Origin of the sequence: Streptococcus infantis, assembly GCF_047463315.1 — a bacterium.
Taxonomy (GTDB): Bacteria; Bacillota; Bacilli; order Lactobacillales; family Streptococcaceae; genus Streptococcus; species Streptococcus infantis_AB.
The window spans coordinates 26,743-48,562 of record NZ_JASHEB010000005.1; the positions used below are offsets into that span (position 1 = coordinate 26,743).

Here is a 21,820-nt window from a genome sequence, read left to right on the forward strand (position 1 = left end):
TTGACATTTCTTTTATTATCTATACATTTATTTTTTAGTTAATGAAATACAAAAATTGGTTCCTGTTATTTACTTTCGTTTTTTACTTTTATTATTTACTTTGTTACGATCAAAAATTTTTTTAAAATGCTATTGACATCTCTTTTATTATCTATACATTTATTTTTTTTTAGTAAATGAAATACAAAACTGGTTCTTTCCTAACCCAGTTTAAACCTACTGTTTCCACGATAGCTACCTCCTTTCAAACATAAAAAAACGTAGCTATATTAGTTACGTCTCTATTCAATCAATTATTTATATACTATTAGTATGCCATAAATCATAAAATAAAAAAATCAGGATAAGATTTTTTTACGTTATTCACTTTTACCTAGTACTGTGTGTTTAGCGTGACTTACACATGCGTTTCTGTCAACGCTAAACACACAGAAAAATCAGAATCGCAAAAAAAATGAAAGATGAGAGAAAGAGGAAAAACTACAAAAAAATTTAGAAGTAAACAATACATTTATCAGTTTTTTTAATTTTTTATTTTTATAATTTGAAATTTGTGGCAGACTATATATAGAGAGAAAAACAAAGGAGGGAACAACTATGTTTCTAAAATATTATGCACTCATTAACTATATTCTCTATAAAAATCGCAGAGAATTCGAAAACTCATTTGATTGCTATCCCAAAAAGACAGTGTATGAGTTTTATATTAGGGAGTCTACAGGAGGAATGAAAATTAGACAAAAAGAACATAATGCAATTCATGTTAGCCTAGTTTCTAATAGAGGAAGTTATGTTACACTTTACTTAAGGAATTTTACGCCAGAAGATTTGGTGAAAGTGATGATTTCTTTAATCAAGCAAAAGAAAGAACTTGGATATGAAAGGTTGATTTGCTTGTTATCGGAGCTCAAAAATGATGAATCCATCAGTTTACTAATGAAGTTATCCTAAAATAAACACACTGGGACCAGTATCTCAGTGTGTTTTTGTGGTAAATTAAGAGATTATGAATAAAATTGAAATGTCTAGTTATTGAAAAAACGATAACTAGACGTTACAATAAAACATGTGAATTATTTTTTAAAGTATATGATAGTAAGAGAAAGTTCGAAAGAGATAATGAAATGAAAACTCCAAAGCTGTATAATGATTTGATCAATGAGAAAAAAATTACCAATGAAATTATTGCAGAATGTGTATATTCTGTGAATAAGCGAGCTAAAAATTATCGTGATAAAATTAAAGAATACAAAAATGGAAGGTTCCATCAGCATTTGGAGAGTAATATTGAAAAAGCGGAAGAGGAAATGGGGAAATACTATCAACTAAAAGAAGAATTTTTGAAAGTATTTACCCCGAATCTGATCCATAAACAATTCATTGGCGAAGAGAAAAAAAGAGTATATAGTTATGAAAAAAACTATGAGAAATTGTTGAAAGAAAAAACTAATGATATTTTTTGGGAAAATAGTTACTATGATTACGACAAAGATATGGAAATCGAGTTTTTTGATTATCATCTAGGAACAAAAAAATATCTATATTTCTTATATTACGAAATTGGGGAATATAGTTTTCATTCACCTATTACAGAGAAAATTGCTGAAAGGAAAACTAATCTAGAAATTCAAGAAATCGACGAAAATTTCAAAACTCATGGCTCTAAGATTGAAGGATTGCTGTCAATGCAATTTGTAAAAAAAGTATTAGAATTACTGCAAAGCGAAGATTATACAATCGTGGATTAAGAGTAAAACAATGAAATGTGCATTCTGTAAACAAATGGTCGAAGAATAAGATGATTAAACCAAAGGATTTAGTTGAATATTTTATAAGACTAAATCCTTTTTTGTTTGATTTTAATTAGCTAAGAATTATGATACAATAAAGTAAGTATATTTTTATAGTTATAATTCTGTTTTTGGGATTAATATTATCCCCTTGGATTCAATAGAATAGTAGTATTCTTTTATATATTTTAATTAATAAACTTTTATGAGGAGGCTATTTGTCATGTCTTTTTGGGATGCATGGTTTGGTACACCGACAGAAAAGAAAAGGGAACAATATAGAACCCTATATAATGATTTGAACAGTCAATTAAAAACTTTTAAGGCTAAATTAAAAACGATGGAAGGGAAAGTCGATAGCTATAATAATTCTCGGCCTTCAATGAGTACCAGTTATATTCCAGAGGATGTCTTTAGTGATAGCGAAGGTCGTGTAAAAGGGAAAGTTGATACTGTACGAACTAATCAATCTAGTGATGCAAAGAATTTATCGAGTGCAGTTGATGCAGCCTATGAACGATATAAATACTATGATCGCTTAGCAGAACAAGAGCGTAAAGAGAGAGAAGCTGAAGCGAGACGCCAGGCTGAAGAACGTAAAAATAGAAATAAGAGTTGGAGATGAGTTCTATGGCAGATTTAAAAATAAAATATAAAGATTTAGAAACAGCTATCCAATTATCAAAAGAAATTAATCAAGAATTGACAAGTTCATACCAGACAGTCACTCAATTAAAAACATATCTTCAGTCTGCTAAATGGTCTGGCAAAACTAAGGTTGCTTTTGAATCTTATTTAGACATTGTCCATAAATACCATAAAGATTTGAGATCTATTATGGAGGAACACGAAAAAGCAGTAACAAGTTTGAAAAAATCAATTGATAACTATAACAGTTCATCGGAAGTTGCGTCCATAAAGGGGTTGTAAGTATGGCTAACAAAGAAACGTTTTCTATTCACGAACTCCATTATCTAATTGGTGCCTTTGACGGAGAATTGATGCCTGGCTTACCCACTCTAGATGAGATTGTAACAGTTTCTGAGATGGTGTGGACGATGGCCAAAGAAGCTCTTGAAAAAAAGGGATTAGTTAAGGAGGATGGTTCTTTAACAGAATCAGGTTTTGTCATAGTTGAAACTCTACGAGAATATTGTATCGGAACAACATTGGTCATTGTGAATAATTTTTATTTTATGCAATGCCGTGACAGTAATTTCTCTATACTTATAGTAGATACTGGACAAGGATATCAACTTGCCAAGATAAGTCCCATGAGTCGTTTAATTTTACTTCAGGAAAAACTTGCCCTAGTAACAAGGAATCCTATGGAAGACGAAAAGTCTTTTCTAACTGAGGAAAAGAATATGAATTCCGCTATAGAGGCTGCTTTAGCATCCGAACAAGCACTAATGGTACAATATTTTCCTTTAGAGCAGATGAGTCAAACGAAACACGCAGAATTACTATTAGCTTCTTTTCTCTTTGTAGAGTGTAATGGAGAATTACTCGGATTTGATGTGAAGAAAGAAGAGCTATATAGATTCAGTCAGTATTATTTTCTTGAAAGACTGTATACTTGGTTGAAAATTCCATTTAGGGAGGAGGATTTTGAAAATGGTCTTGATTGATGTGGCTACGATGGATGGTGGAGGTTCTAAGGAAATCGTCATGAATCCTGATGAAATGCAAGCAATTATGCGTTATATCACAACAGTAGAAGTTTCCTTTCAGAATAACTTAGCTCCAAAATTAAAGAGCTTGTCTGAAACGAAATATTATGAAGGTGGGGAAGCCTCTAAAGCCATGGACCATTATGCGGATATGCTCAACAAAGTGAATGAAGTTGGTGATCTATATCGGCGTGCAAATGGTGAAATCTTAAACATGATGGGGCAATGGATTGCACAAGATGCTCAGCTACGAGATGATTTCCTCAATGGTCTTTCATCCAATCCTAAATTGGTGGAAAACCTAGATAGTCTCGGCATGTTAGGAGGAGGCGAGGAATGACAAAAGATGTAGAACTTCATTCGTCGACTTGGAAGAGTATGAAACAAGCTATAACGGGACTTACTGAAAACGTCACAGTCTCTAGTAGTGGGTATGGGAATTACACCAATGCCCAAGCAGGTCCCTATAGCACTGGAACATCTTCAACCGGATTTGCTAAACGAGTGGAAGACTTGGTCAAGATTTCAGAGAAAGTCCAGCAAATGATCAAGGAAAGGGACACGGATGGTGTTGTCTCTTATACTTACCATGATGAAACAAGTACCGCCCAAACGCTGCAATCCAAACTCTCTACCCTAGAACGCTATGTTGAGAATGTAAACAACTATATCAAGAATAAAATCGACCAGCCTTTCTATGAAGCTATGGACAAGGTTGGGGCTAAGCTAGAAACTCTCAGCATTCAACAATACAAAACAACAAACAAAGTTGGCTATAAGCGGACGGATGTTCTCAAAGATGAGTATGGTAATCCAATAGGGACCATGCAAGTGACACCAGATGAGATAGGGATTGATGAACTCTACAAGGTTGATAGCCCTTATAAGACAACCTTGCAGAAAAGCTATGAGGAATTTAAGAAAAGCAAGGATTATAAAGATCACAAGCTGACTCAGGATCAATATCTGATGGCTATGCATCATACTCGATCCTTTGAGTATGTCTCGATTGATGATGAGAAAGCCAATATAGAGATGTGGCGAGATATCGCTCTTGGAGTAGGAGTGGTTGTCTTGACAATTTTCTGTCCCCCGGCAGGTGCAGTTGCCGGTGTCGTTGTAGCTAGTGCAGATATGTATTCGGCAGTGTCAGGTAAGGACTGGGGGACAGGTCGTGAGTTGGACAATACCGAACGAGGTATGCGAGGAGCCTTTGCCTTGCTTGACTTGATTCCAGCCGCTAAATATCTAAGTAGTTTGGCCAAAACAGGAAAGACAGCAGGCCTCACCGCTGTCAAGACCAGCCTCAAAACAGCTATAAAAGAAGGAGTGGAGCAAGGAGTTAAGAACCTTGATAATTTCAAAGGTCTCTTGAAAAATGTCAAGGGCTTGGGAGATAATGTCCTTTCTTACATTAAAAACTATGGGAAACAGCTTGACAATCTTCGACCGAGTAAGATTTTATCAAATTCAGCAGAAGCTTTGAGTGACAGCTTACGCCATGCGGATAATGTAATCAGTGAAGCTGCTCAGAATTTCCGTATGAATATTGGTCTAGATCCTAAACTAGCAGATGGTGTCCTATCAAGTGGCGGAGGGCAGCTAACGCATCTAGCAGATAATCTCAGTGCCTTTGCGAAGAATCTAGACGGTAGTGTGGATGAGATCATGGAAGCTGGAGGTAGGACTGTTGATTTAACATTAGAACAACGTTTAAAAGATTTCGCGGAAGGAACTCTAGAGTTTCAAGATGTTCTAGATGATTATAGTGAAGTTTATGCTGAAATAATTAATGGTAACAAAAAATGGTCATGGGACGAAAGTATTATTAATGGTCAAAATCTTAGCTATGCTCAGAAAAAACAGATTAAAAATTTGGCTATTGAAAAAGGATTGATTCCCGATGTCAAAGTTATTCCATCTGAAGGCATGAGGTATGGTTTTGCGGATTTTCGTAGTGCTGGTCTTGTTGAAGAAACAGTCAATCTACCAGAAGAATTGTGGCTTAAAACAGATAAAGAACAATTTGAGTGGCTAAATAACAAAATTGGTGGCTTTAGAGAAGGTATGACTTGGCATCATACTGAAATTCCAGGACAAATGGAATTGGTTCCTTTTGGAATACATAATGTCATTCCACATAATGGAGGAAGAACAATAGGTATGTGGGCTTATGCGCCTAGATAGGAGATGAAATGGAATCTAAAATTATTTTACCTTTACCAACAGATACATTACTGAAAGAAAAAGAAAAAATATGGAGAGTGATTCTGCCTGAAGATTATAAAGATTTTATAAAAAAAGAAAACGGCTTAATTCCAACCAAACGATATTTTAATTTCGGTAGAAATGAGAAAGTGGTTGAGCGTTTCTTAGCAATACTGAATATTTCAGGCGATAGACTGGAAGATACTTATGATATTGGTGTTGTAAGCACTCAATTAGAAGGAAGAATTGTATTTGATGAGGACTATGTGGGTTTACAATTGATACCAATAGTAGCATTGTTTGGAGGCGATTTTATCTGCTTAGATTACACTAAAAGCAAAGAAAATCCTAGTATTTGTATCTGGTATCATGAAGACTCTTATGAATTAGATCCTGCTGTAGAATTTGTAGCTAATAACTTCACAGAGTTTTTAAATATGCTTCATGACTAAATATAAACTATTCTCAAATGAAGAAGCAAAAAAATCAGCAATGATATTTTTGATATTGGCACTTAACTGTACATTAAGTGCCTTTTCATAAATTGGAAGCTTCAAAAGCCATGAACCACTATGCGGATATGCTCAACAAAGTGAATGAAGTTGGTGATTTATATCGGCGTGCAAATGGTGAAATCTTAAACATGATGGGGCAATGGATTGCACAAGATGCTCAGCTACGAGATGATTTCCTCAATGGTCTTTCATCCAATCCTAAATTGGTGGAAAACCTAGATAGTCTCGGCATGTTAGGAGGAGGCGAGGAATGACAAAAGATGTAGAACTTCATTCGTCGACTTGGAAGAGTATGAAACAAGCTATAACGGGACTTACTGAAAACGTCACAGTCTCTAGTAGTGGGTATGGGAATTACACCAATGCCCAAGCAGGTCCCTATAGCACTGGAACATCTTCAACCGGATTTGCTAAACGAGTGGAGGAGCTAGTAAAGATTCCTGAAAAAGTTCAACGCTTGATAGCAGAAAAGTATGATAGAAGGCTTATTTATATCGTAGAATTTTTTCACTTAAATATGCGTTAAGTAGGTTTTAATAACTTATCTCGTCAAAACAATCATTGTTAAAAATACTTGTATCTATTATTTAATATAATACTTGCGTAAGTATTGGAATAATGTTAAAATAATAATGTAAAAAATAAAATAAAAACATAGGAGTAAACAATATGTCAGGACAAATCAGAGTATCCCCAGAAACGCTTCAATCACGTGCACGTGATTATGGAAAAGCAGCCAATGATATTAGAGTTATTTTGAGCAATCTTCAACGTTTACAAGATACTTTGCGTACAGAGTGGGAAGGTGCCGCATTCCAAGGATTTGATCAACAATTCCTCGAATTGAAACCAAAAGTTGAGAACTTTGCTGATTTGATGCAACAAATCAATACACAACTTGATAAGACTGCTCAAGCAATGCAACAAAATGACCAAGATTTATCTAAAAACTTTGGTCTTCAATAATTTAAGGCCGAGGTTGAGGAGTAATCCTCAACCTTTCTTACATTTTAGTTAAGGAGAAAATGTGAATAAAAAAGTTTTATTTAGTCTAGGGGCATTATTGTTATTTATTACAATAATAGTATCCTTCTTTGCCATTGTAAAACCAACACCTATCAGCCAGGCAAACTCAGAATCTTCGGTGCAACAAGCTCCTATTAAAGTTGCTGTTGTTAATGAAGATGCAGGAAAAGTATACAATGGACAACAGATTAACATTGCTAATACTTTAGTAAATTCATTTATTTCAAAAAATAATTACAAAGTGGAAGTGGTTTCCCGTTCAATTGCTGAAAGTGGTTTGAAGAATGATACTTATCAGTTGATGATAGTCTTGCCAAGTAAATTTTCAGAAGAAGCTTTAGCTATTGAGTCAACTTCACCTGTTCAGGCAACGTTTCAATATCAAATTCAATCAAGTGATCAACTAACTGTCAAACAGGCAGAACAAGCAGTAGTAGCTTTTAAAGAACTTTTTAATAAGGACTTAATTAATATTTATTTCACTAGTATTATTGGAAATTTGAAGACAGCGCAAGGACAGGTTGCTGATGTCGTTACAAATGAACAAGAATCACTATCAACTTTTAACAATAAGTTAGTAGGTCCACTTGCTCAATACAGTCAACAATTTAATGGATTAAGCTCATCACCGAATAATTTATTGTCAGCTTATTCATCTTTTAATAAAGATTTATTAAATACGAATGATGCTTTTAAATCAATTGTTTCTGTTGATAAAACATATGAGGGAACAATAGAACAAATCAAAGCGCAACAGGAAAAATGGCAACAGTCTTTGGATACTAGAGAGCAAACTTTGTCAAACTATGATAAAGACTTTTCTAAATTATCTGTTAAGGAACAATTATCTAAACTGGGCAGTATAAATACTCATATCAATGATAATTTATCTGAGCCTGCTATTTGGAAAGAAACTTCAGATACAGTTGCCTCCTATAATAAAGATATCGCTTCTCTTCTTGAGATTCTAAAGAATAATAATAAAGATATTGATGATACTTTGTCAAATTATGATACAAAAATTAAGGACGCTGTAGAATCTTCTTTGACCAAAAATTCTTCAACAGTAGATGAGGCTAGTAAAACACTCGGCAGTTATATCAAAACATTGAACACTAGTATGCAGGATCAAATCACAAGCAAATGGCCTAGTGTATATTATGATGACGCAGCTATTGATAATCTTTCTTTGTCTAGTTCTGATAAACAACATTTGAAAAATATTAGTGCTTTTATGCAGTGGTATAGTAAGAAGACGGGGAAAGAGTTGCCTACTTTGAAAGCTACAACTCTTGAAAATGAAGAATTTTCTCGCCTAAAGGATGACATTAAATCCAAGAGTACAACAAAACGAGAGATATCTTTACCATCATTTGAAGGAAAAATTTCAAAATTAACATTAACAGTACCAAGTGGTTACTACCTAAAAGAATCAAACTATGGATTTTCCGACCTTGGAGGTGGTAACTATCAGATAAATATAACCAGTGAAGCTTCTGCTGGTACAGTTGTTTCTTATACGTTGGCTATCAAGAATGAAAATGACATCAGTGTACTATCTCCTGTGTTTGTTAAGTATCAGTTAGATACGACAGAAGATGTAAAAGTCATAAAGGAAGATGCCCCTGATCTAGAAAAAGAGAGAACAGAGAAAACAGAGAAGGATACAGTTCCTTCTGCACCAGCTACTTCAGATACTCCTGTTACATCTACTACCGATACAGGTTCAAGTGCTGCTACACCTGAAGAGAAGAAGCCAAAAGATGTTCTCACTATAACGAAGACCATCACGATTACTAAGACGAATCAGACAGAAAAGAAGGTTTTGAATCGTCACTATGAAATGCAAGATGTTATTTCGAACTGGGAGTATAGTCCTACAAAATTAACTCAAGCTGTTTATAAAGATGTAGATGGTTATTTACAGTTGTCAGGTCTTGTTACTGCATATTATGGTTTAGATCTATCTAAAAATACGTATTCAGAACATATGTTTATCCCAGCAGAAGGTTCTCTTGCAGCGTTAGTAAATAATGATGATCTTAAAACAATTGTGACAAGCTTAATAAAAACTGCTACTGTGGAAGCATTGAAATCTGATTTAAAAGTTTCTGATGAAAAAATGAATGAGATTCAGTCTCGATTAGCAAATGCTGAGAAGTTGACATCAAATATTGAACAATTGAGAACAACAACAAGTGATTTAACGTCTCAGTTGAGTCAGTTAATTGGACAGGCTTCAGAGGTAGATAAAACTATTGAATCCAAACCAAACTTTGTTGAAACAGAAAAAGTAGACAATACAAATATGGTTACAGTTAGTATGGATATGAACAGTGACCTGGTTAAGTTAATGTCAGCTAGTCAAACTTTGATGACTAATACACAAGCAAATCAAGCTGTTTCTCAGACAATTGATTCGACAATTTCTCAATTGGTAAAAGATATCAATAATTTGGAAAAAGATGGAGAATCATTAAGTACTCGCGTTTCTGAGTTGAAAAATATTATGTCTAGTGAGTATGGATCAAATGAAGAATTCCTTAAAAACTTTTCTACTGTTTTGAGCAATACAAAAACAGGTAATACTAAAAATGATGCAGTATATGAATACTTATCTAATCCTGTAGATGCTTCAAAAATTGGCAATGTAGTATCAGCCGCAACTAAATCACAGTCACAGTCTAGTCGTCAAGATGAGAGATCAGGTCTTCTGATTATTTTGATTAGCTATCTGGTTAGTTTGGTTATTGCTTATCTTTTCCAACATGCAGACAAAGTGGAATTGCAAAGAATCATGAATTTGAAAGATCGTTTATCGTGGAGAAATTCTTCTGGACCGATGCTTTTCCTAAGCCTTATTTCTGTGATTGCTGGCTTTATAATTGCAATTATTGCTGGAGTTAAACTTGGTTTTTCTATTCCGCAATTGAGTGCATTTGTAGTACTTCTTTCCATAATAAGTCTGATGATGACATATGGTCTTAATATTCTTATTGATAGGCTTAGAAGTTTAGGATTTTTAATAAGCGTTAGTCTGATATTAATTTATATCATTACTGCAACCCAACTCTTTGATGAATATTATGTGAATTCAACTCCTATTTTGGGAACTCTTTCTCCTTTGACTTATCTTGAAGGTGTTGTGAAACTGTTTGTTAATCAGCAAAGTGGAATTGTTCCGTCAATGATTGTAATCGTTGTTTTAACGATTGCTTTGGGACTTTGGAATAGTTTCTTGTATCGACAAGTTAAGGACAATAACTAACATGAAAAAAACTATCGTCTTTATCTTTCTATTGTTTTCATTTTTTACGAGTGGAAGTGTAGCTTTTGCAAATGATGGTTCTTTGCAAATAGATACGTCTTTAGATAAAAATCCTAAGAAAACAGAAATACAATATTTTGAGCAGGAGAGTAATTTAACAAAGTTATTTCAACCTGACACATACAAAGCTATTGATGCTGCAAAGAAAAATGATAGAGAAAAGTATCAATCATTTCAAACAACTTTATTTATCACTAAAGTAGAAGTCAGAAATATTGTTGATGAGTATCAATCTGCCTTATTTTCTGGTCAAATCCAAATGAACCCTAGTGATAAGAAGAATGTGTCACTTAATAACGTAAAAGCTCCTATTTCTTGGACTACAATTTTATTGTTTATACTAGGAATGATTATCACAATTTATTCTCTTTTATATAAAAAATTACATAAACCTAAACAATAAAAATAGTAGAAAAATATTTTAAGGAGATACAATCGTATCTCCTTTTTTATAGGCGAAAAGTTCTTTTATAATCATGTTTCACATGATATAATAATTATAATGGCATAGGTTTAAGTTTAGGAGGTTTTTATGGAAGAGTACATTAATATTAGTCTTGATTGTAGTCCTTTTTTATCTAAAATTTTAGATTTAAGAGTTCCTGTCGAATTAACCGTAAAAGAATTAATACAAATTGTTTTAGAAACTTATGGCGCAGAGGTTAAGGTATTCAATCCAAGTGTAAGAAATCAGCAGTCTGGGGATATACTTGCTAGTACTAGTAGCTTAGCTTTAGTGAAAGACGGCGTATTATTAAAATTAGAGAGAATATAATTAGGGGAGTTAGTATGGAAGTGCAAAAACTTGAATTGGTAGTTGGCGATATCAAAGGTAATCGTGAAATAGCGTATGCTTTATTAGTAGCAGAACAACCTTATTTTGTTAATCAAAATGTAATCGAAGAAGAAGGTAAATTAACAATTGAAAGTCTATTGACAGATGAATATTATTCCTGGGATAAGCTGATTACCATGATTGACGAAGAAAAGTTACGTCATTTAATAAATATTGGTCAATTGTTTCATGCATTGCAAGATTCTATTTACACGTATAATTTATCTCCTAATAATTTAGTGTTTTCTCGAAATGGGAATCCTTTATTTGTTTTCCACGGTGTTAAAGGACAAGTGCCACCATATGATGTTGTAAGTTTAGATGAGTTTACTGTTAACTTCAAGGCTATGATCGTGTCTTTGCTTGATAAAAAAACAAGTTATGAGAAATTGATAGAGGGACAGTCACCATTTTATAAGGGAAAACTATTCTGTGAAACTATTATGAAAGCAGAAACCTTAGATGAAATTATATCTTTGTTAGAAGAAAAATACCTAGAAGAAAGGGAACAAAATAAGGAAAAATTTTCACGAGTTCCTAATAAACTAGTATCTAGATTAAAGTTAACTACCTTAATCACATCTCTTATTGGTTTTTTCTCATTGGTTGGAGTACTTTATTTTCTATTGTTTGCTATGCCTAGCCAACAAATGATATCAGATTTGCGTCTTGCTTTTGTTCACCAAGATTATTCAACGGTTGTATCGACCGTAAAAAATACAGATTCTAAATCGCTTAGCCAAGATGACTCCTATATGGTAGCTTATTCAGTGATTAAGACTGAACCTTTAACGGAGGCGCAAAAGACAGAGTTATCAAAAATATCAACTCAATCAAATACAGACTATCTGCGTTATTGGGTGTTAATCGGCCAGTCAAAAATTGATGAAGCAATGGATATTGCAAGTTACTTAGATGATCCTCAATTATTGATGTATGGTCTTACTAAAAAGATTGATGAAGTCCAGAGAAACCCTAATCTAACATCAGAACAACGTACTGAGCAGTTAAATAATTATAAGGGTAAATTAGAAGAATTGAAGAAGAATTACCTAACACCAGAAGTTAGCAAGTCGAATGTGGCTTCAAAAGAATCAAGATAGGAGTGGTGTATGAATTATTTAATTTTTGAAGACAATGTCTATCCACTCTATGCAGGAAATACCTATCAAATGGGTTCCTCAGTTGATTCTAATATTTATCTTCCTTGTCTTGAAAATATAATGTTGGATGTAAAGGAAACGGGAGTTGAATTATTAGGGAAAACTTATACTTATGGAAGTCATCAAATTTCTATAGATGAGAAGATAACTATTTCTTTACTTGTAGTTGGGGATACAGAGTACTATCTTCTTCCTGAGAGAATTCTTTATTTATCAGATAAGAAAGAAGCAACCATTCGCTTAGTTGATTTTCCTACAGAAATCATTTTGACTTTTGATGGGATAAATAAGACAATTTATAGTGTTAGTCCATATTATATTAACGGTGAAAGAAAAACAGGAAAACATAACATTCAAGATTTGGATCAAATTGTGTTTGAACAAGGTGTCGGTTTATCTATTCAAAAACAAATTTTATCTATCCATTCATTGTTTTCTGTTGAGACATCTTTATTGCCCTTTTCTGAAGTATCGACAGAAGATCGCTCAAAGGAATTTCATCGTTCTCCACGGATTATTCTGAGAGAACCAGATGATAAAGTAACAATTGCTTCGGCGCCAACAGATGATGAAGGGAAAAAACAATCATTACTAAGATTGATTATTACTCCTTTAGCAATGATCATTTTTACATTACTAACGGTTTACTTTACACGTAGTGGTGGAATGATGTTTATGATGATGGGGATGTCTGTCATTACTATCGGGACTTCTATTCATACTTATTTTTCTGATAAAAAATCACATAAAGAGCTTCAGGAACAGAAGATTACAGAGTATATGAAATATTTGGAAACCAAATATTCACAATTAGCTGATTTACGAGATGAACAAGTTGAAGCTCTTGTTTATCATTTTCCTGATATGCCTCAGATTTTAGAAATGGTAGAGAAAACTGACCGACGTATTTATGAAAAAACACTCTATCACTTTGATTTTTTATCTTATCGTTTAGGTTTGGGAGAAATTGATTCTAGTTTTTCTATTGAGTATTCAAATTCTGAGTTAACTAAGTATAATGCAGCTGCTAATCAGAAAATTCAAGAACTTCTTTCATACTATCGTGTGACCAAGCAGGTACCTATTACTCATACATTAACAAATCCTACGGGGTATATAGGAACACGACAAATAGTAATTGAGCAAGTTCAACAAATGATGATGCAATTGGCGACTTTCCAAAGTTACCATGATTTACAGTTTATCCCAATTTTTCGAGAGGAAGAGTTGGAGCTATGGAATTGGAGTCGATGGTTACCTCATACCAAAATAAAAGCACTAAATAGCCGAGGTTTTGTATACAATCAACGAACTCGTGACCAATTATTAACATCCCTCTATCAAATTATTAAAGATAGAAAGTTGGATAGTGAGCAGGACAAAGGAAAAGAAAAGCAATATAGTCCTCATTATATTCTCTTTATTACAGATTTAAGTCTGATGTTAGATCACAATATTATGGAATATATAAATGAAGACTTATCTTATCTAGGTATTCATTATGTTTTCGTAGAAGAAGTACTTGAAAGTCTGCCAGAACATGTTAAGACGGTTGTTGACTATCGAGGAGATAAAAAAGCTACATTATTGCTTCAGGATGGGAATTATACAAATAAAGAAATTATACCTCTTCCACCCGTAAGCTTATCTGAGAAGGAAAATTTTGCTAGAAACCTCGCTGGTATTCATCATATTCAGACGTTACGTAATTCTATTCCAAATAGCATTACCTTCCTTGAAATGTATGGGGTCAATAAAGTTGAGGAACTAGATCTTTTAAAACGATGGCAAGAAAATGAAACTTTCCAAACAATGGCAGTTCCTCTAGGAGTTCGAGGTAGGGATGATATTCTTTATCTAAATATTCATGAGAAAGCGCATGGACCTCACGGCTTGATTGCTGGTACTACAGGATCAGGTAAGTCTGAACTTATTCAGTCCTATATTCTTTCTTTAGCTGTGAACTATCACCCATATGAAGTTGCCTTCCTATTGATTGACTATAAGGGTGGGGGGATGGCCAATCTCTTTGCAGACCTCCCTCACGTTGTTGGTACTATTACGAACTTGGATGGAAACCAAGCTAATCGAGCTTTGGTATCTATCAAAGCTGAACTTAAGAAACGTCAGCGTATTTTTGCAGAGAATGATGTGAATCATATCAATCAGTATATGAAACTCTTCAAAGAAGGGAAGGTTAAAGAACCATTACCTCACTTATTAATCATTAGTGATGAGTTTGCTGAATTGAAGGCAAATCAACCTGATTTCATGGATGAATTGGTATCTACTGCTCGTATTGGTCGTTCATTGGGAGTTAAATTAATTTTGGCAACCCAGAAACCTAGTGGAGTTGTCAATGATCAAATTTGGTCGAACTCTAAGTTTAAGATAGCTCTTAAGGTACAAGATGCTGCAGACTCTAGAGAAGTAATCAAAACACCTGATGCCGCAGAAATCACACAGACAGGTAGAGCCTATCTTCAAGTTGGGAACAATGAAATTTATGAGCTGTTCCAGAGTGCATGGTCAGGTGCGGATTATAATCCAGAGGGTCGAAACCATGTTCAAAAAAATACAACTGTATATGAGATTACAAGTAATGGTCAGTATAATGCTATTAATAAAGACTTGAGTGGTTTAGTCAATAAAAAAGAAGCAAAGGCTATTCCAACAGAATTAGACGCTATTGTAGAAAATGCTCGCGAAGTATTTGATAGTCTTGATATAAATCAAGTAGCAAGTCCTTGGTTGCCACCACTTGAAGAAAAAATATATACTAAAGATATACAATCAACTAACTTCAAAGATTATTGGGGGCATTCAGAAGATCTACAACCGATTTTAGTTGGATATCAAGATATTCCTGAAAGACAGGAACAATCGCCACTTTATTTCAATATGGAACAAAGAGGACATATTTTATTAGTTTCTAGTCCAGGATTCGGGAAGTCAACTTTTCTTCAGAACTTTGCGATGGATGTCATTCGTAAGCATACACCTGAACAAGTTCATTTCTATCTCTATGACTTTGGTACCAGTGGTTTAATCTCTATTTCTGATTTTCCTCATATTGCAGATTATTTTACACTTGATGAAACTGAGAAAATCATGAAATCTCTACGATTCTTGAATAGAGAGATAAAAACTCGAAAACGTGCTCTTTCTCAAGCAAAAGCTACAAACCTTACGCAGTACAATCAGTTGTCTGATGAGTCTTTCCCAACGATTTTCATTGAGATAGATGGATTTGATAGCGTTATGGATGCAGTTTTCGTAGATGCCTTTTATGATACTTTAAATGTCATTGCTCGCGATGGTGCCTCTCTAGGAATCTATCTAGTTGTGACACTTTCTCGTCTCAATGCCATGCGTCTACAGTTACAATCTAACTTTAAGACCAAGATTTCTCTATTCTTGTTTGACAATAGTGATTTGTCAGGAGTAGTAGGACGATCTAATATTCCGCTCGATGAAATCAAAGGTCGTGCCATAGCTAAATTTGACGACATCGTCCAATTCCAAGTGCTGTTGCCATACAGTAGTGAATACTATACGGACTACATAAAAGAAGTTCGTACAGAACAAGAAGCAATGGTTGCAGCATACGATGGACCACTTCCTGCAGGTATCCCAATGTTGCCAGAGAAGGTAACCAAAGAGGTAATGTCAGATCTCTTAGAAAACAGTCAAGACTTTATCTTGGGACTTGAAAGAGAAGCTGTTGTTCCAGCATCATTTAGCTTTGACCAACCTATTCTTATTGCTTCAGACAGTCCTGCCTTTGTAACAAATTACTACAAATTATTAGAGTACCATCTGAAACGTTTGTCAGACAAGTATAATACGGTTATTCTAGATTCTAGTCAACGTATTAGTAGTCAATTCTTTGCTGGTATTCAGCGTTTTGATAGTTCTTTGGAGGTTGCTGATGTGATGAAGACGATACTGGAAGACTTTAGGAAACGCGTCGCATCTCCAGATCAGGATTATCCAAAATGGTTGATTTTGATACCAGACATTGCTGCGACAGCTATGGTAGCAGGGATGAATGAAGTAGACTTCAAAGAACTCCTCACAGAAGGCCCTCGCTATGGAGTAACCTTGGTGTTTGCTGGGTCTTATCAGGATCTAGTAACAAATCGATACGATAATTTTGTCAAACTAGCTAATCAGTTAGTAGAACAGGTCTTTCTTGGTGTACGTATTAGCGATCAAGATCATACTCGCTATCCTTATATCATGAATGAGCCTGCGCTTAAACCTAACCAAGGACATATTCTTTATCCAGATCGTTATGAATTTGTTCAATTATTAGAAATTTAGAAAGGGATACAATGAAAGAAACGACTATGTTGCCACTCGGCAGTATCGTTATTTTAAAAGGGAATACAAAGAAAATGATGATTATCTCTCGAGTGATTGCTGTTCCTGTTAAGGGAAATATCTATCGCTTTGACTACGGTGCTTGCCTATATCCTGAAGGAGTCGTAGGCGAAAATTTGATTTACTTCAATCATGAAGATATTTTTAAGATTGTTCAAGAGGGATATACTAATGATGAAAATGAACTCATGTTAGAAAATATTGCGGCTGTGATAGCTGAAACGGATATTCCTAAAGGAAATGTGGCTGAATTGAACGAAGTAAATGAATTAGGAGGCTAAGAGATGGGAGAAGTTGATTACAATCAAATTTATTCTCTTCAAAACCAGGTGAATGCCCACTACTCTAGTATCTCATCCGCTCAATCCCGAATCACCTCCATCGATGAACAATTGGAACGTCTTCGTACTGCCAAGAAGTCTGTAAGCAAAATTCAAAGAAATGTTCACGATATCAGGTATCCTATCAATCATCGCAATATCCAACCGGATTGGCATGGAAAACAAAAAGATACCTTCACCAAGCAGTGGGAGACCTTCTCCACCGAGTATACAAATTTCCAAACAGAGATGAATACCTTCTATGATGCCATCTGTGATGAAATCACTAGATTAGAGAACAAAAAGAACGAAGAAAATGGCATTATTGGTTGGTGCCAAAGTCAGATTAATAATTTGGGAAATTTCATCGATAAGCTATTACATACGAAGGAGGGCTAGAAATATGTTTGGAACCATTCAATTATCCGATGTTCTATTTGGTTCGCATGTCAGTAGTATGTCCAAAGCTAAGGAGAGTCTGGCAGGAGTTGGAAAACCAACTTTCAACACGACAGGAGAGTCGAAAGCACTGGATTTGTACCAGGAACAATTCAACGAACTCTACCAGCTGGTGAAGTCCTACACGGCTCTATTGGGAGCGGATCTCGCTTTGATGACGGCTACAGGAAAAGAGATGTACCGAACTGATAGTGTCTTGGGTCAAAACATGTTTCCTGGTTTGCAGTAGGGAGGTATCATGAGTTACAATATAAAATTTGATGATATCACCTCTGTTCAAGTGGAAACTCAAAAGACAATGAATGCTTGGGGAGAGTCCATGTCTAGTCTAAACAAGGCTATGAACGACTTCATAAAGAATCAAAACCTCCAAGGTCAGGCTATCTCGAGTATGCGCACTTACCTAGTAGAGGTGCATGGGACTCTGCTTCAGACACTGGTCAATTTGATGAATGACTACTCAACCAACCTCCTACTGTACAAGGACGGCTACTACCAGATTGATGGAGATCTTCATACAAAGTTACCTGGTAAGGAGTTTACACGTCTTCATAGTGACTTAAAGGGTTCGAGGGATAAGTTAAAGCCCGAGATTGAACTCTTGAAGACGACTAAGAGTGATATTTCTGACTTGGTGAGTTATGAGGGGACTAGTCATACCAGTACGATCATGAACTACAACTTCCTCATGAATCAGCTTAAGAACTTGGATACATCGATTACTCAATATGAGAGTAGTCATTCGGGGCAGGATTTGGTGGCCTTTAAGGAACTCCTAGCAGCAACCAAGGCCTTGATCGCAGAACATGCAGGAAAATCTCGTAATGTCGGGACCTATCAGTCGGGAGACTTTGGCAAGCTCAAATCTGTCCAACGCTTTGCGCTGGCTTATGACCAAGCCGCCAAGCAGATGGAGAGTCGCGTTGAACGCGTGAAAGCAGCCCAGGAGAGGGATAAGGCACGTTTTGAGGCCTTGGCTGCCGAGGATCGCGCCAAGAAGGGTTGGATAGACTTGGGTGTTGGCGTATTCACGGCAGTGATTGGTATTGTAGCGATTGTATCAACTATGGGTGCTGCGACTCCATTGGTTGCTGCAGGCGGAGCTGTCGTGGGATTTGGGACGAGTGTCTATGGGTTATCTAATGCAGAAGAAGGGATTCATGATATTCAACTTGGAAATGCAGGGGATATCCAAACCAAGGCAAAGAATCCTATCAGAGATACAGTTTTTATGGGAAATGACAAGTTGTATCATGAGGTTGGTGGGGCCTTTGTGACAGCGAGTGCTATCATGATTCCTATAGGGCAGACCCAGAGTGTTGTGCAAGGCTTGACCCAGTTTGCGATAGGGGAAGCAGGCGCTTATACAACGGGTCAGGCTGCTTACCATGGGACCAAGATTCTAGGTGGAAGCGAAGAGGACGCCCAAACCGCAAACTTTATTGGGAATATCTTAGGAGGATATGCAGCCTCCTCAGCAGCTAACAAGTTTAGTCTCAATAAGGTGTCCACCAATCCAAGAGAATATAGTTACAATATGATTGAAAATCCTGGACCACTACCAGAAATTAATGAGACTGCAGCTAAAAGTTTCGCTAGCGGTAAATATAATGTGAAAATATTAGAAGAGGATACGGTCTTTTTTAGAGCTGGAAATTCTGACAGTCCTTTAGGACAATATTATACAAGGGATATTCCTGAGTCAGTAATAAAAGTTAGGATAGAGTCCGCAGTTAAACCTCAGTGGATTGATAGAGACACAGGGGTCTTAACAGGTACATCAGAATTGACTGATATCTATGCTACTAAGTTCCCAAAAGGTACCGTCTATTATGAAGGTCCTACAGGCTCTCAAGGAGGAGTATATACTGGTGGTAAAGAACAGATATTTATTAATAAACCATGGACTATTGATGGAATTCATAATAATACAACACGTCTAGGAGGAATAAGGTGATGGTAAATTTCAAAGAAGACCTAATGGAATCGTTAATTGATTTATTAGGGGTTCTATCAGAACATAAGCAGCGTCATAATGTTAATTATTTTATAGGGACGCTTAAAAATATGATAGCAATCATACAAAATATAGAAAATCCTGAACTCCCAAATGAATGTATAGAAAAACTTCGAAAAATGTACAAAAGTATGTTTTTCCCAAGAGACGGTTTATCGGATTTTTATATTTTTGATTCTGATGCTACATATATGACAAAATGTAACACTCAATTTTCGTCATTATTAAATAGAATTGATGCTTTATTAGAAGAATGAGGAAGTTAATGTTAGATTTGAATCTTTTATATAATATATATAAAGAAAGTAACGGGGAGTCAGACTGGAAGAAATTTGCTATTGCTCTTTCAAAATCACATTTGTTGGTACCTTTTACTACAATTAATAGTTCTGATATTCTAATCACATTAAATGGTAGCGATGGTAGACAGTATTTGCCTATATTTACTGATTTTGAATCTATCAATTTATCTAGTTCATTATTTAATAAAGGTGTTAAGTTCGCCAAAGTGGATATAGTATATATTTATAAATTTCTAGAACGTAATTCACCTGTAAAATATGTTGTATTGAATCCTTGTGGAATCAGTGTTTTTATGGACAAAGATTATATAGAGACGATATTATCTTTAATCAATTCACGTAAAATACTTTTTGGAAAACCAATTGAGGATACAACATCGATTGAAAACAAGCTCTCAAATATTTTTAAGGAAATCCCTTCAGTTAATAATGTCTTTTTCGTAAAGATACTAGTGAAAGAAGAAAGTAGTTACTTACTAGTTATAGATTATGATGAATCTCAAAATGAGCTACTTCTTTTTGAGAAGATTTCTAAAAAAATTGCGAGTCATAAAATAGACTCTGATTTTCCTTTTGATTTGATATCAAGCAATACAGAGTTAGGAGAAGAAATAATGAAGGATAATCCTCCCATTTACACTCGCTAATATTTTTCAAAGGAAGTATCAAAAAGATGCTCATCATTGCTCGTATGATTGCAGCACCAGTTAAAGGAGATCTTTATCGTTTTGACTATGCTGATTGCCTATATCCTGAAGGGGTCGTAGGTGAGAATTTGATCTACTTCAATCATGAAGATATTTTTAAGATTGTTCAAGAGGGATATACTAATGATGAGATGGAGTAAATAAATGAAAAAATTTGAAATACCAGAGCCTAAAGATTATCAGAATTTCGTCAAACATTACCTAGAAGTGATGAGGGAAGGAAAAGAAGCTCAGGCTTTTCTAGGAACAGAAGCTAAGTATCGTTTTCGACAACGAGATTCTTATGAACTTGATAGTACAGATATTGGAGTATTAATGGAATATTGCTTATATCCTTTGTATATGGAAGGTGATAGGGATATAGCGCGCAGAACCTTTGATATCTTGAAAGATTTTAGTTTATCGGTTGACCTAGTCAAATTAGATAAGGTAACTGATTATATTTCTATGCAAGGCAGTCGTTTAAGAAGATATACAAGCCTTCCCTTTGTTATTGAAACAGATGAATTGGTAAGAAATATTATAGAAAGCATTTCAAAATTATCAGATGAACAGAAGCGTACTTATACCTATGAAAGACTATGTAATGTATTAGACCGTAGTCCATTATACAGACAGTGTGATGAAGAAAAGGTAGAGAAGATTCTTAAGGAATTCAAGGAAAAATACTACAATCCCCCTAAGGTAGTAGAAACCATTAAAACAGTTGAGGAAATTGAACTAGACGTTACAAGCATCGATGCGATGGGCGTCTCTGATGACCATCTTGAGTTGTTGTTGATTGATGAAAACAAATGGATAGAGTCATTAGAAGAGGAACATCTCTTGAAACTTCAAGAAAAACTCAACAACTACATCTACTTCCTCGAAAGCAAGCAGTATGTGGAGAGATACGGTGACAAATTTGATAAAAAAGTCATCCAGATCACATTCCAGTATTCTCCATCAGACAACGGTCTAGCATTCCTCGCAGCTGTTCAGAAAGTGTTACAACCGACAGATATGAGCTTGAAGGTAGAATTGCCAGAGTAAAAAAGGGAGCGGAAACGCTCTCTTTTTTGTGGTATAATTGTACCATGTTATGACGACTT

The 21,820-nt window shown here is 35.0% G+C and carries 24 protein-coding genes; all 24 read left to right on the plus strand.

Going from position 1 to position 21,820, the window contains the following annotated elements; genetic code table 11:
* Positions 1-726: 726 nt before the first annotated feature.
* The 24 genes from QM857_RS06315 to ifs all read left to right on the plus strand — a co-directional run bounded on the left by QM857_RS06315 (position 727) and on the right by ifs (position 21,761).
* Positions 727-951: a hypothetical protein gene (locus QM857_RS06315; RefSeq protein WP_303953366.1), complete on the plus strand. Its 225-nt coding sequence runs from the start codon at positions 727-729 to the stop codon at positions 949-951.
* 173 nt (positions 952-1,124) lie between these two features.
* On the plus strand, positions 1,125-1,748 hold the full coding sequence (locus QM857_RS06320) for a hypothetical protein (protein WP_414275413.1): 624 nt from the start codon (positions 1,125-1,127) through the stop codon (positions 1,746-1,748).
* A 265-nt stretch (positions 1,749-2,013) separates the two neighbouring features.
* Entirely contained in the window at positions 2,014-2,415 is a 402-nt protein-coding gene (locus QM857_RS06325; protein ID WP_006149445.1) for a hypothetical protein, read from the plus strand.
* Between the two features lie 5 nt (positions 2,416-2,420).
* A complete protein-coding gene (locus QM857_RS06330; protein ID WP_006155532.1) occupies positions 2,421-2,720 on the plus strand; it encodes a WXG100 family type VII secretion target in 300 nt (99 codons plus the stop codon).
* 2 nt (positions 2,721-2,722) lie between these two features.
* On the plus strand, positions 2,723-3,421 hold the full coding sequence (locus QM857_RS06335) for a DUF5081 family protein (RefSeq protein WP_414275414.1): 699 nt from the start codon (positions 2,723-2,725) through the stop codon (positions 3,419-3,421).
* Positions 3,408-3,803 (plus strand): hypothetical protein, encoded by a 396-nt coding sequence (locus tag QM857_RS06340; RefSeq protein WP_303407495.1) that lies wholly within the window; start codon positions 3,408-3,410, stop codon positions 3,801-3,803. The genes QM857_RS06335 and QM857_RS06340 overlap by 14 nt, the downstream gene beginning before the upstream one ends.
* Positions 3,800-5,650: an HNH endonuclease gene (locus tag QM857_RS06345; RefSeq protein WP_414275415.1), complete on the plus strand. Its 1,851-nt coding sequence runs from the start codon at positions 3,800-3,802 to the stop codon at positions 5,648-5,650. Before QM857_RS06340 ends, QM857_RS06345 begins: the two co-directional genes overlap by 4 nt.
* An 8-nt stretch (positions 5,651-5,658) precedes the next feature.
* Positions 5,659-6,123 carry an SMI1/KNR4 family protein gene (locus tag QM857_RS06350; RefSeq protein ID WP_414275416.1) on the plus strand — a complete coding sequence of 155 codons (465 nt, stop codon included), beginning with the start codon at positions 5,659-5,661 and terminating at the stop codon, positions 6,121-6,123.
* A gap of 77 nt (positions 6,124-6,200) precedes the next feature.
* A complete protein-coding gene (locus QM857_RS06355; protein WP_414275417.1) occupies positions 6,201-6,440 on the plus strand; it encodes a hypothetical protein in 240 nt (79 codons plus the stop codon).
* Positions 6,437-6,712 carry a hypothetical protein gene (locus tag QM857_RS06360; protein ID WP_414275418.1) on the plus strand — a complete coding sequence of 92 codons (276 nt, stop codon included), beginning with the start codon at positions 6,437-6,439 and terminating at the stop codon, positions 6,710-6,712. The genes QM857_RS06355 and QM857_RS06360 overlap by 4 nt, the downstream gene beginning before the upstream one ends.
* Before the next feature lie 143 nt (positions 6,713-6,855).
* A complete protein-coding gene (locus QM857_RS06365; RefSeq protein ID WP_303407502.1) occupies positions 6,856-7,152 on the plus strand; it encodes a WXG100 family type VII secretion target in 297 nt (98 codons plus the stop codon).
* 61 nt (positions 7,153-7,213) lie between these two features.
* On the plus strand, positions 7,214-10,480 hold the full coding sequence (gene esaA / locus QM857_RS06370) for a type VII secretion protein EsaA (RefSeq protein WP_414275419.1): 3,267 nt from the start codon (positions 7,214-7,216) through the stop codon (positions 10,478-10,480).
* Between the two features lies 1 nt (position 10,481).
* Positions 10,482-10,943: a type VII secretion protein EssA gene (gene essA, locus QM857_RS06375; protein WP_414275420.1), complete on the plus strand. Its 462-nt coding sequence runs from the start codon at positions 10,482-10,484 to the stop codon at positions 10,941-10,943.
* Between the two features lie 129 nt (positions 10,944-11,072).
* Positions 11,073-11,315 (plus strand): type VII secretion protein, encoded by a 243-nt coding sequence (locus QM857_RS06380; protein WP_303407506.1) that lies wholly within the window; start codon positions 11,073-11,075, stop codon positions 11,313-11,315.
* A gap of 14 nt (positions 11,316-11,329) precedes the next feature.
* Complete coding sequence (gene essB / locus QM857_RS06385) at positions 11,330-12,478, plus strand: type VII secretion protein EssB (protein ID WP_414275421.1); 1,149 nt, start codon at positions 11,330-11,332, stop codon at positions 12,476-12,478.
* A 9-nt stretch (positions 12,479-12,487) separates the two neighbouring features.
* Positions 12,488-16,864 carry a type VII secretion protein EssC gene (gene essC / locus QM857_RS06390; RefSeq protein WP_414275422.1) on the plus strand — a complete coding sequence of 1,459 codons (4,377 nt, stop codon included), beginning with the start codon at positions 12,488-12,490 and terminating at the stop codon, positions 16,862-16,864.
* An 11-nt stretch (positions 16,865-16,875) separates the two neighbouring features.
* Entirely contained in the window at positions 16,876-17,205 is a 330-nt protein-coding gene (locus QM857_RS06395) for a DUF4176 domain-containing protein (protein WP_371501005.1), read from the plus strand.
* Between the two features lie 3 nt (positions 17,206-17,208).
* The gene (locus tag QM857_RS06400) at positions 17,209-17,643 is read left to right on the plus strand and encodes a DUF5082 family protein (protein WP_414275423.1); all 435 of its coding nucleotides are present in this window, start codon (positions 17,209-17,211) and stop codon (positions 17,641-17,643) included.
* A 58-nt stretch (positions 17,644-17,701) separates the two neighbouring features.
* The gene (locus QM857_RS06405; RefSeq protein ID WP_414275424.1) at positions 17,702-17,932 is read left to right on the plus strand and encodes a TIGR04197 family type VII secretion effector; all 231 of its coding nucleotides are present in this window, start codon (positions 17,702-17,704) and stop codon (positions 17,930-17,932) included.
* 9 nt (positions 17,933-17,941) lie between these two features.
* Positions 17,942-19,660 (plus strand): T7SS effector LXG polymorphic toxin, encoded by a 1,719-nt coding sequence (locus QM857_RS06410; protein WP_414275425.1) that lies wholly within the window; start codon positions 17,942-17,944, stop codon positions 19,658-19,660.
* Positions 19,660-19,977, plus strand: a complete 318-nt coding sequence (locus QM857_RS06415; RefSeq protein WP_414275426.1) for a hypothetical protein — start codon at positions 19,660-19,662, stop codon at positions 19,975-19,977. The genes QM857_RS06410 and QM857_RS06415 overlap by 1 nt, the downstream gene beginning before the upstream one ends.
* An 8-nt stretch (positions 19,978-19,985) precedes the next feature.
* On the plus strand, positions 19,986-20,669 hold the full coding sequence (locus QM857_RS06420) for an enhanced serine sensitivity protein SseB C-terminal domain-containing protein (protein WP_414275427.1): 684 nt from the start codon (positions 19,986-19,988) through the stop codon (positions 20,667-20,669).
* A 26-nt stretch (positions 20,670-20,695) separates the two neighbouring features.
* Positions 20,696-20,869 carry a DUF4176 domain-containing protein gene (locus QM857_RS06425; protein WP_414275428.1) on the plus strand — a complete coding sequence of 58 codons (174 nt, stop codon included), beginning with the start codon at positions 20,696-20,698 and terminating at the stop codon, positions 20,867-20,869.
* 4 nt (positions 20,870-20,873) lie between these two features.
* Positions 20,874-21,761 carry an NAD glycohydrolase toxin immunity factor gene (gene ifs, locus QM857_RS06430; protein ID WP_414275429.1) on the plus strand — a complete coding sequence of 296 codons (888 nt, stop codon included), beginning with the start codon at positions 20,874-20,876 and terminating at the stop codon, positions 21,759-21,761.
* Positions 21,762-21,820 lie beyond the last annotated feature (59 nt).

What these genes read in the sequence shown, in the direction of transcription:
- QM857_RS06315 (WP_303953366.1), top strand. Translation starts at nt 727, where the DNA reads ATGAAAATTAGACAAAAAGAACATAATGCAATTCATGTTAGCCTAGTT.
- QM857_RS06320 (WP_414275413.1), top strand. Translation starts at nt 1,125, where the DNA reads ATGAAAACTCCAAAGCTGTATAATGATTTGATCAATGAGAAAAAAATT.
- QM857_RS06325 (WP_006149445.1), top strand. Translation starts at nt 2,014, where the DNA reads ATGTCTTTTTGGGATGCATGGTTTGGTACACCGACAGAAAAGAAAAGG.
- QM857_RS06330 (WP_006155532.1), top strand. Translation starts at nt 2,421, where the DNA reads ATGGCAGATTTAAAAATAAAATATAAAGATTTAGAAACAGCTATCCAA.
- QM857_RS06335 (WP_414275414.1), top strand. Translation starts at nt 2,723, where the DNA reads ATGGCTAACAAAGAAACGTTTTCTATTCACGAACTCCATTATCTAATT.
- QM857_RS06340 (WP_303407495.1), top strand. Translation starts at nt 3,408, where the DNA reads ATGGTCTTGATTGATGTGGCTACGATGGATGGTGGAGGTTCTAAGGAA.
- QM857_RS06345 (WP_414275415.1), top strand. Translation starts at nt 3,800, where the DNA reads ATGACAAAAGATGTAGAACTTCATTCGTCGACTTGGAAGAGTATGAAA.
- QM857_RS06350 (WP_414275416.1), top strand. Translation starts at nt 5,659, where the DNA reads ATGGAATCTAAAATTATTTTACCTTTACCAACAGATACATTACTGAAA.
- QM857_RS06360 (WP_414275418.1), top strand. Translation starts at nt 6,437, where the DNA reads ATGACAAAAGATGTAGAACTTCATTCGTCGACTTGGAAGAGTATGAAA.
- QM857_RS06365 (WP_303407502.1), top strand. Translation starts at nt 6,856, where the DNA reads ATGTCAGGACAAATCAGAGTATCCCCAGAAACGCTTCAATCACGTGCA.
- essA (WP_414275420.1), top strand. Translation starts at nt 10,482, where the DNA reads ATGAAAAAAACTATCGTCTTTATCTTTCTATTGTTTTCATTTTTTACG.
- QM857_RS06380 (WP_303407506.1), top strand. Translation starts at nt 11,073, where the DNA reads ATGGAAGAGTACATTAATATTAGTCTTGATTGTAGTCCTTTTTTATCT.
- essB (WP_414275421.1), top strand. Translation starts at nt 11,330, where the DNA reads ATGGAAGTGCAAAAACTTGAATTGGTAGTTGGCGATATCAAAGGTAAT.
- essC (WP_414275422.1), top strand. Translation starts at nt 12,488, where the DNA reads ATGAATTATTTAATTTTTGAAGACAATGTCTATCCACTCTATGCAGGA.
- QM857_RS06395 (WP_371501005.1), top strand. Translation starts at nt 16,876, where the DNA reads ATGAAAGAAACGACTATGTTGCCACTCGGCAGTATCGTTATTTTAAAA.
- QM857_RS06400 (WP_414275423.1), top strand. Translation starts at nt 17,209, where the DNA reads ATGGGAGAAGTTGATTACAATCAAATTTATTCTCTTCAAAACCAGGTG.
- QM857_RS06405 (WP_414275424.1), top strand. Translation starts at nt 17,702, where the DNA reads ATGTCCAAAGCTAAGGAGAGTCTGGCAGGAGTTGGAAAACCAACTTTC.
- QM857_RS06410 (WP_414275425.1), top strand. Translation starts at nt 17,942, where the DNA reads ATGAGTTACAATATAAAATTTGATGATATCACCTCTGTTCAAGTGGAA.
- QM857_RS06415 (WP_414275426.1), top strand. Translation starts at nt 19,660, where the DNA reads ATGGTAAATTTCAAAGAAGACCTAATGGAATCGTTAATTGATTTATTA.
- QM857_RS06420 (WP_414275427.1), top strand. Translation starts at nt 19,986, where the DNA reads ATGTTAGATTTGAATCTTTTATATAATATATATAAAGAAAGTAACGGG.
- QM857_RS06425 (WP_414275428.1), top strand. Translation starts at nt 20,696, where the DNA reads ATGCTCATCATTGCTCGTATGATTGCAGCACCAGTTAAAGGAGATCTT.
- ifs (WP_414275429.1), top strand. Translation starts at nt 20,874, where the DNA reads ATGAAAAAATTTGAAATACCAGAGCCTAAAGATTATCAGAATTTCGTC.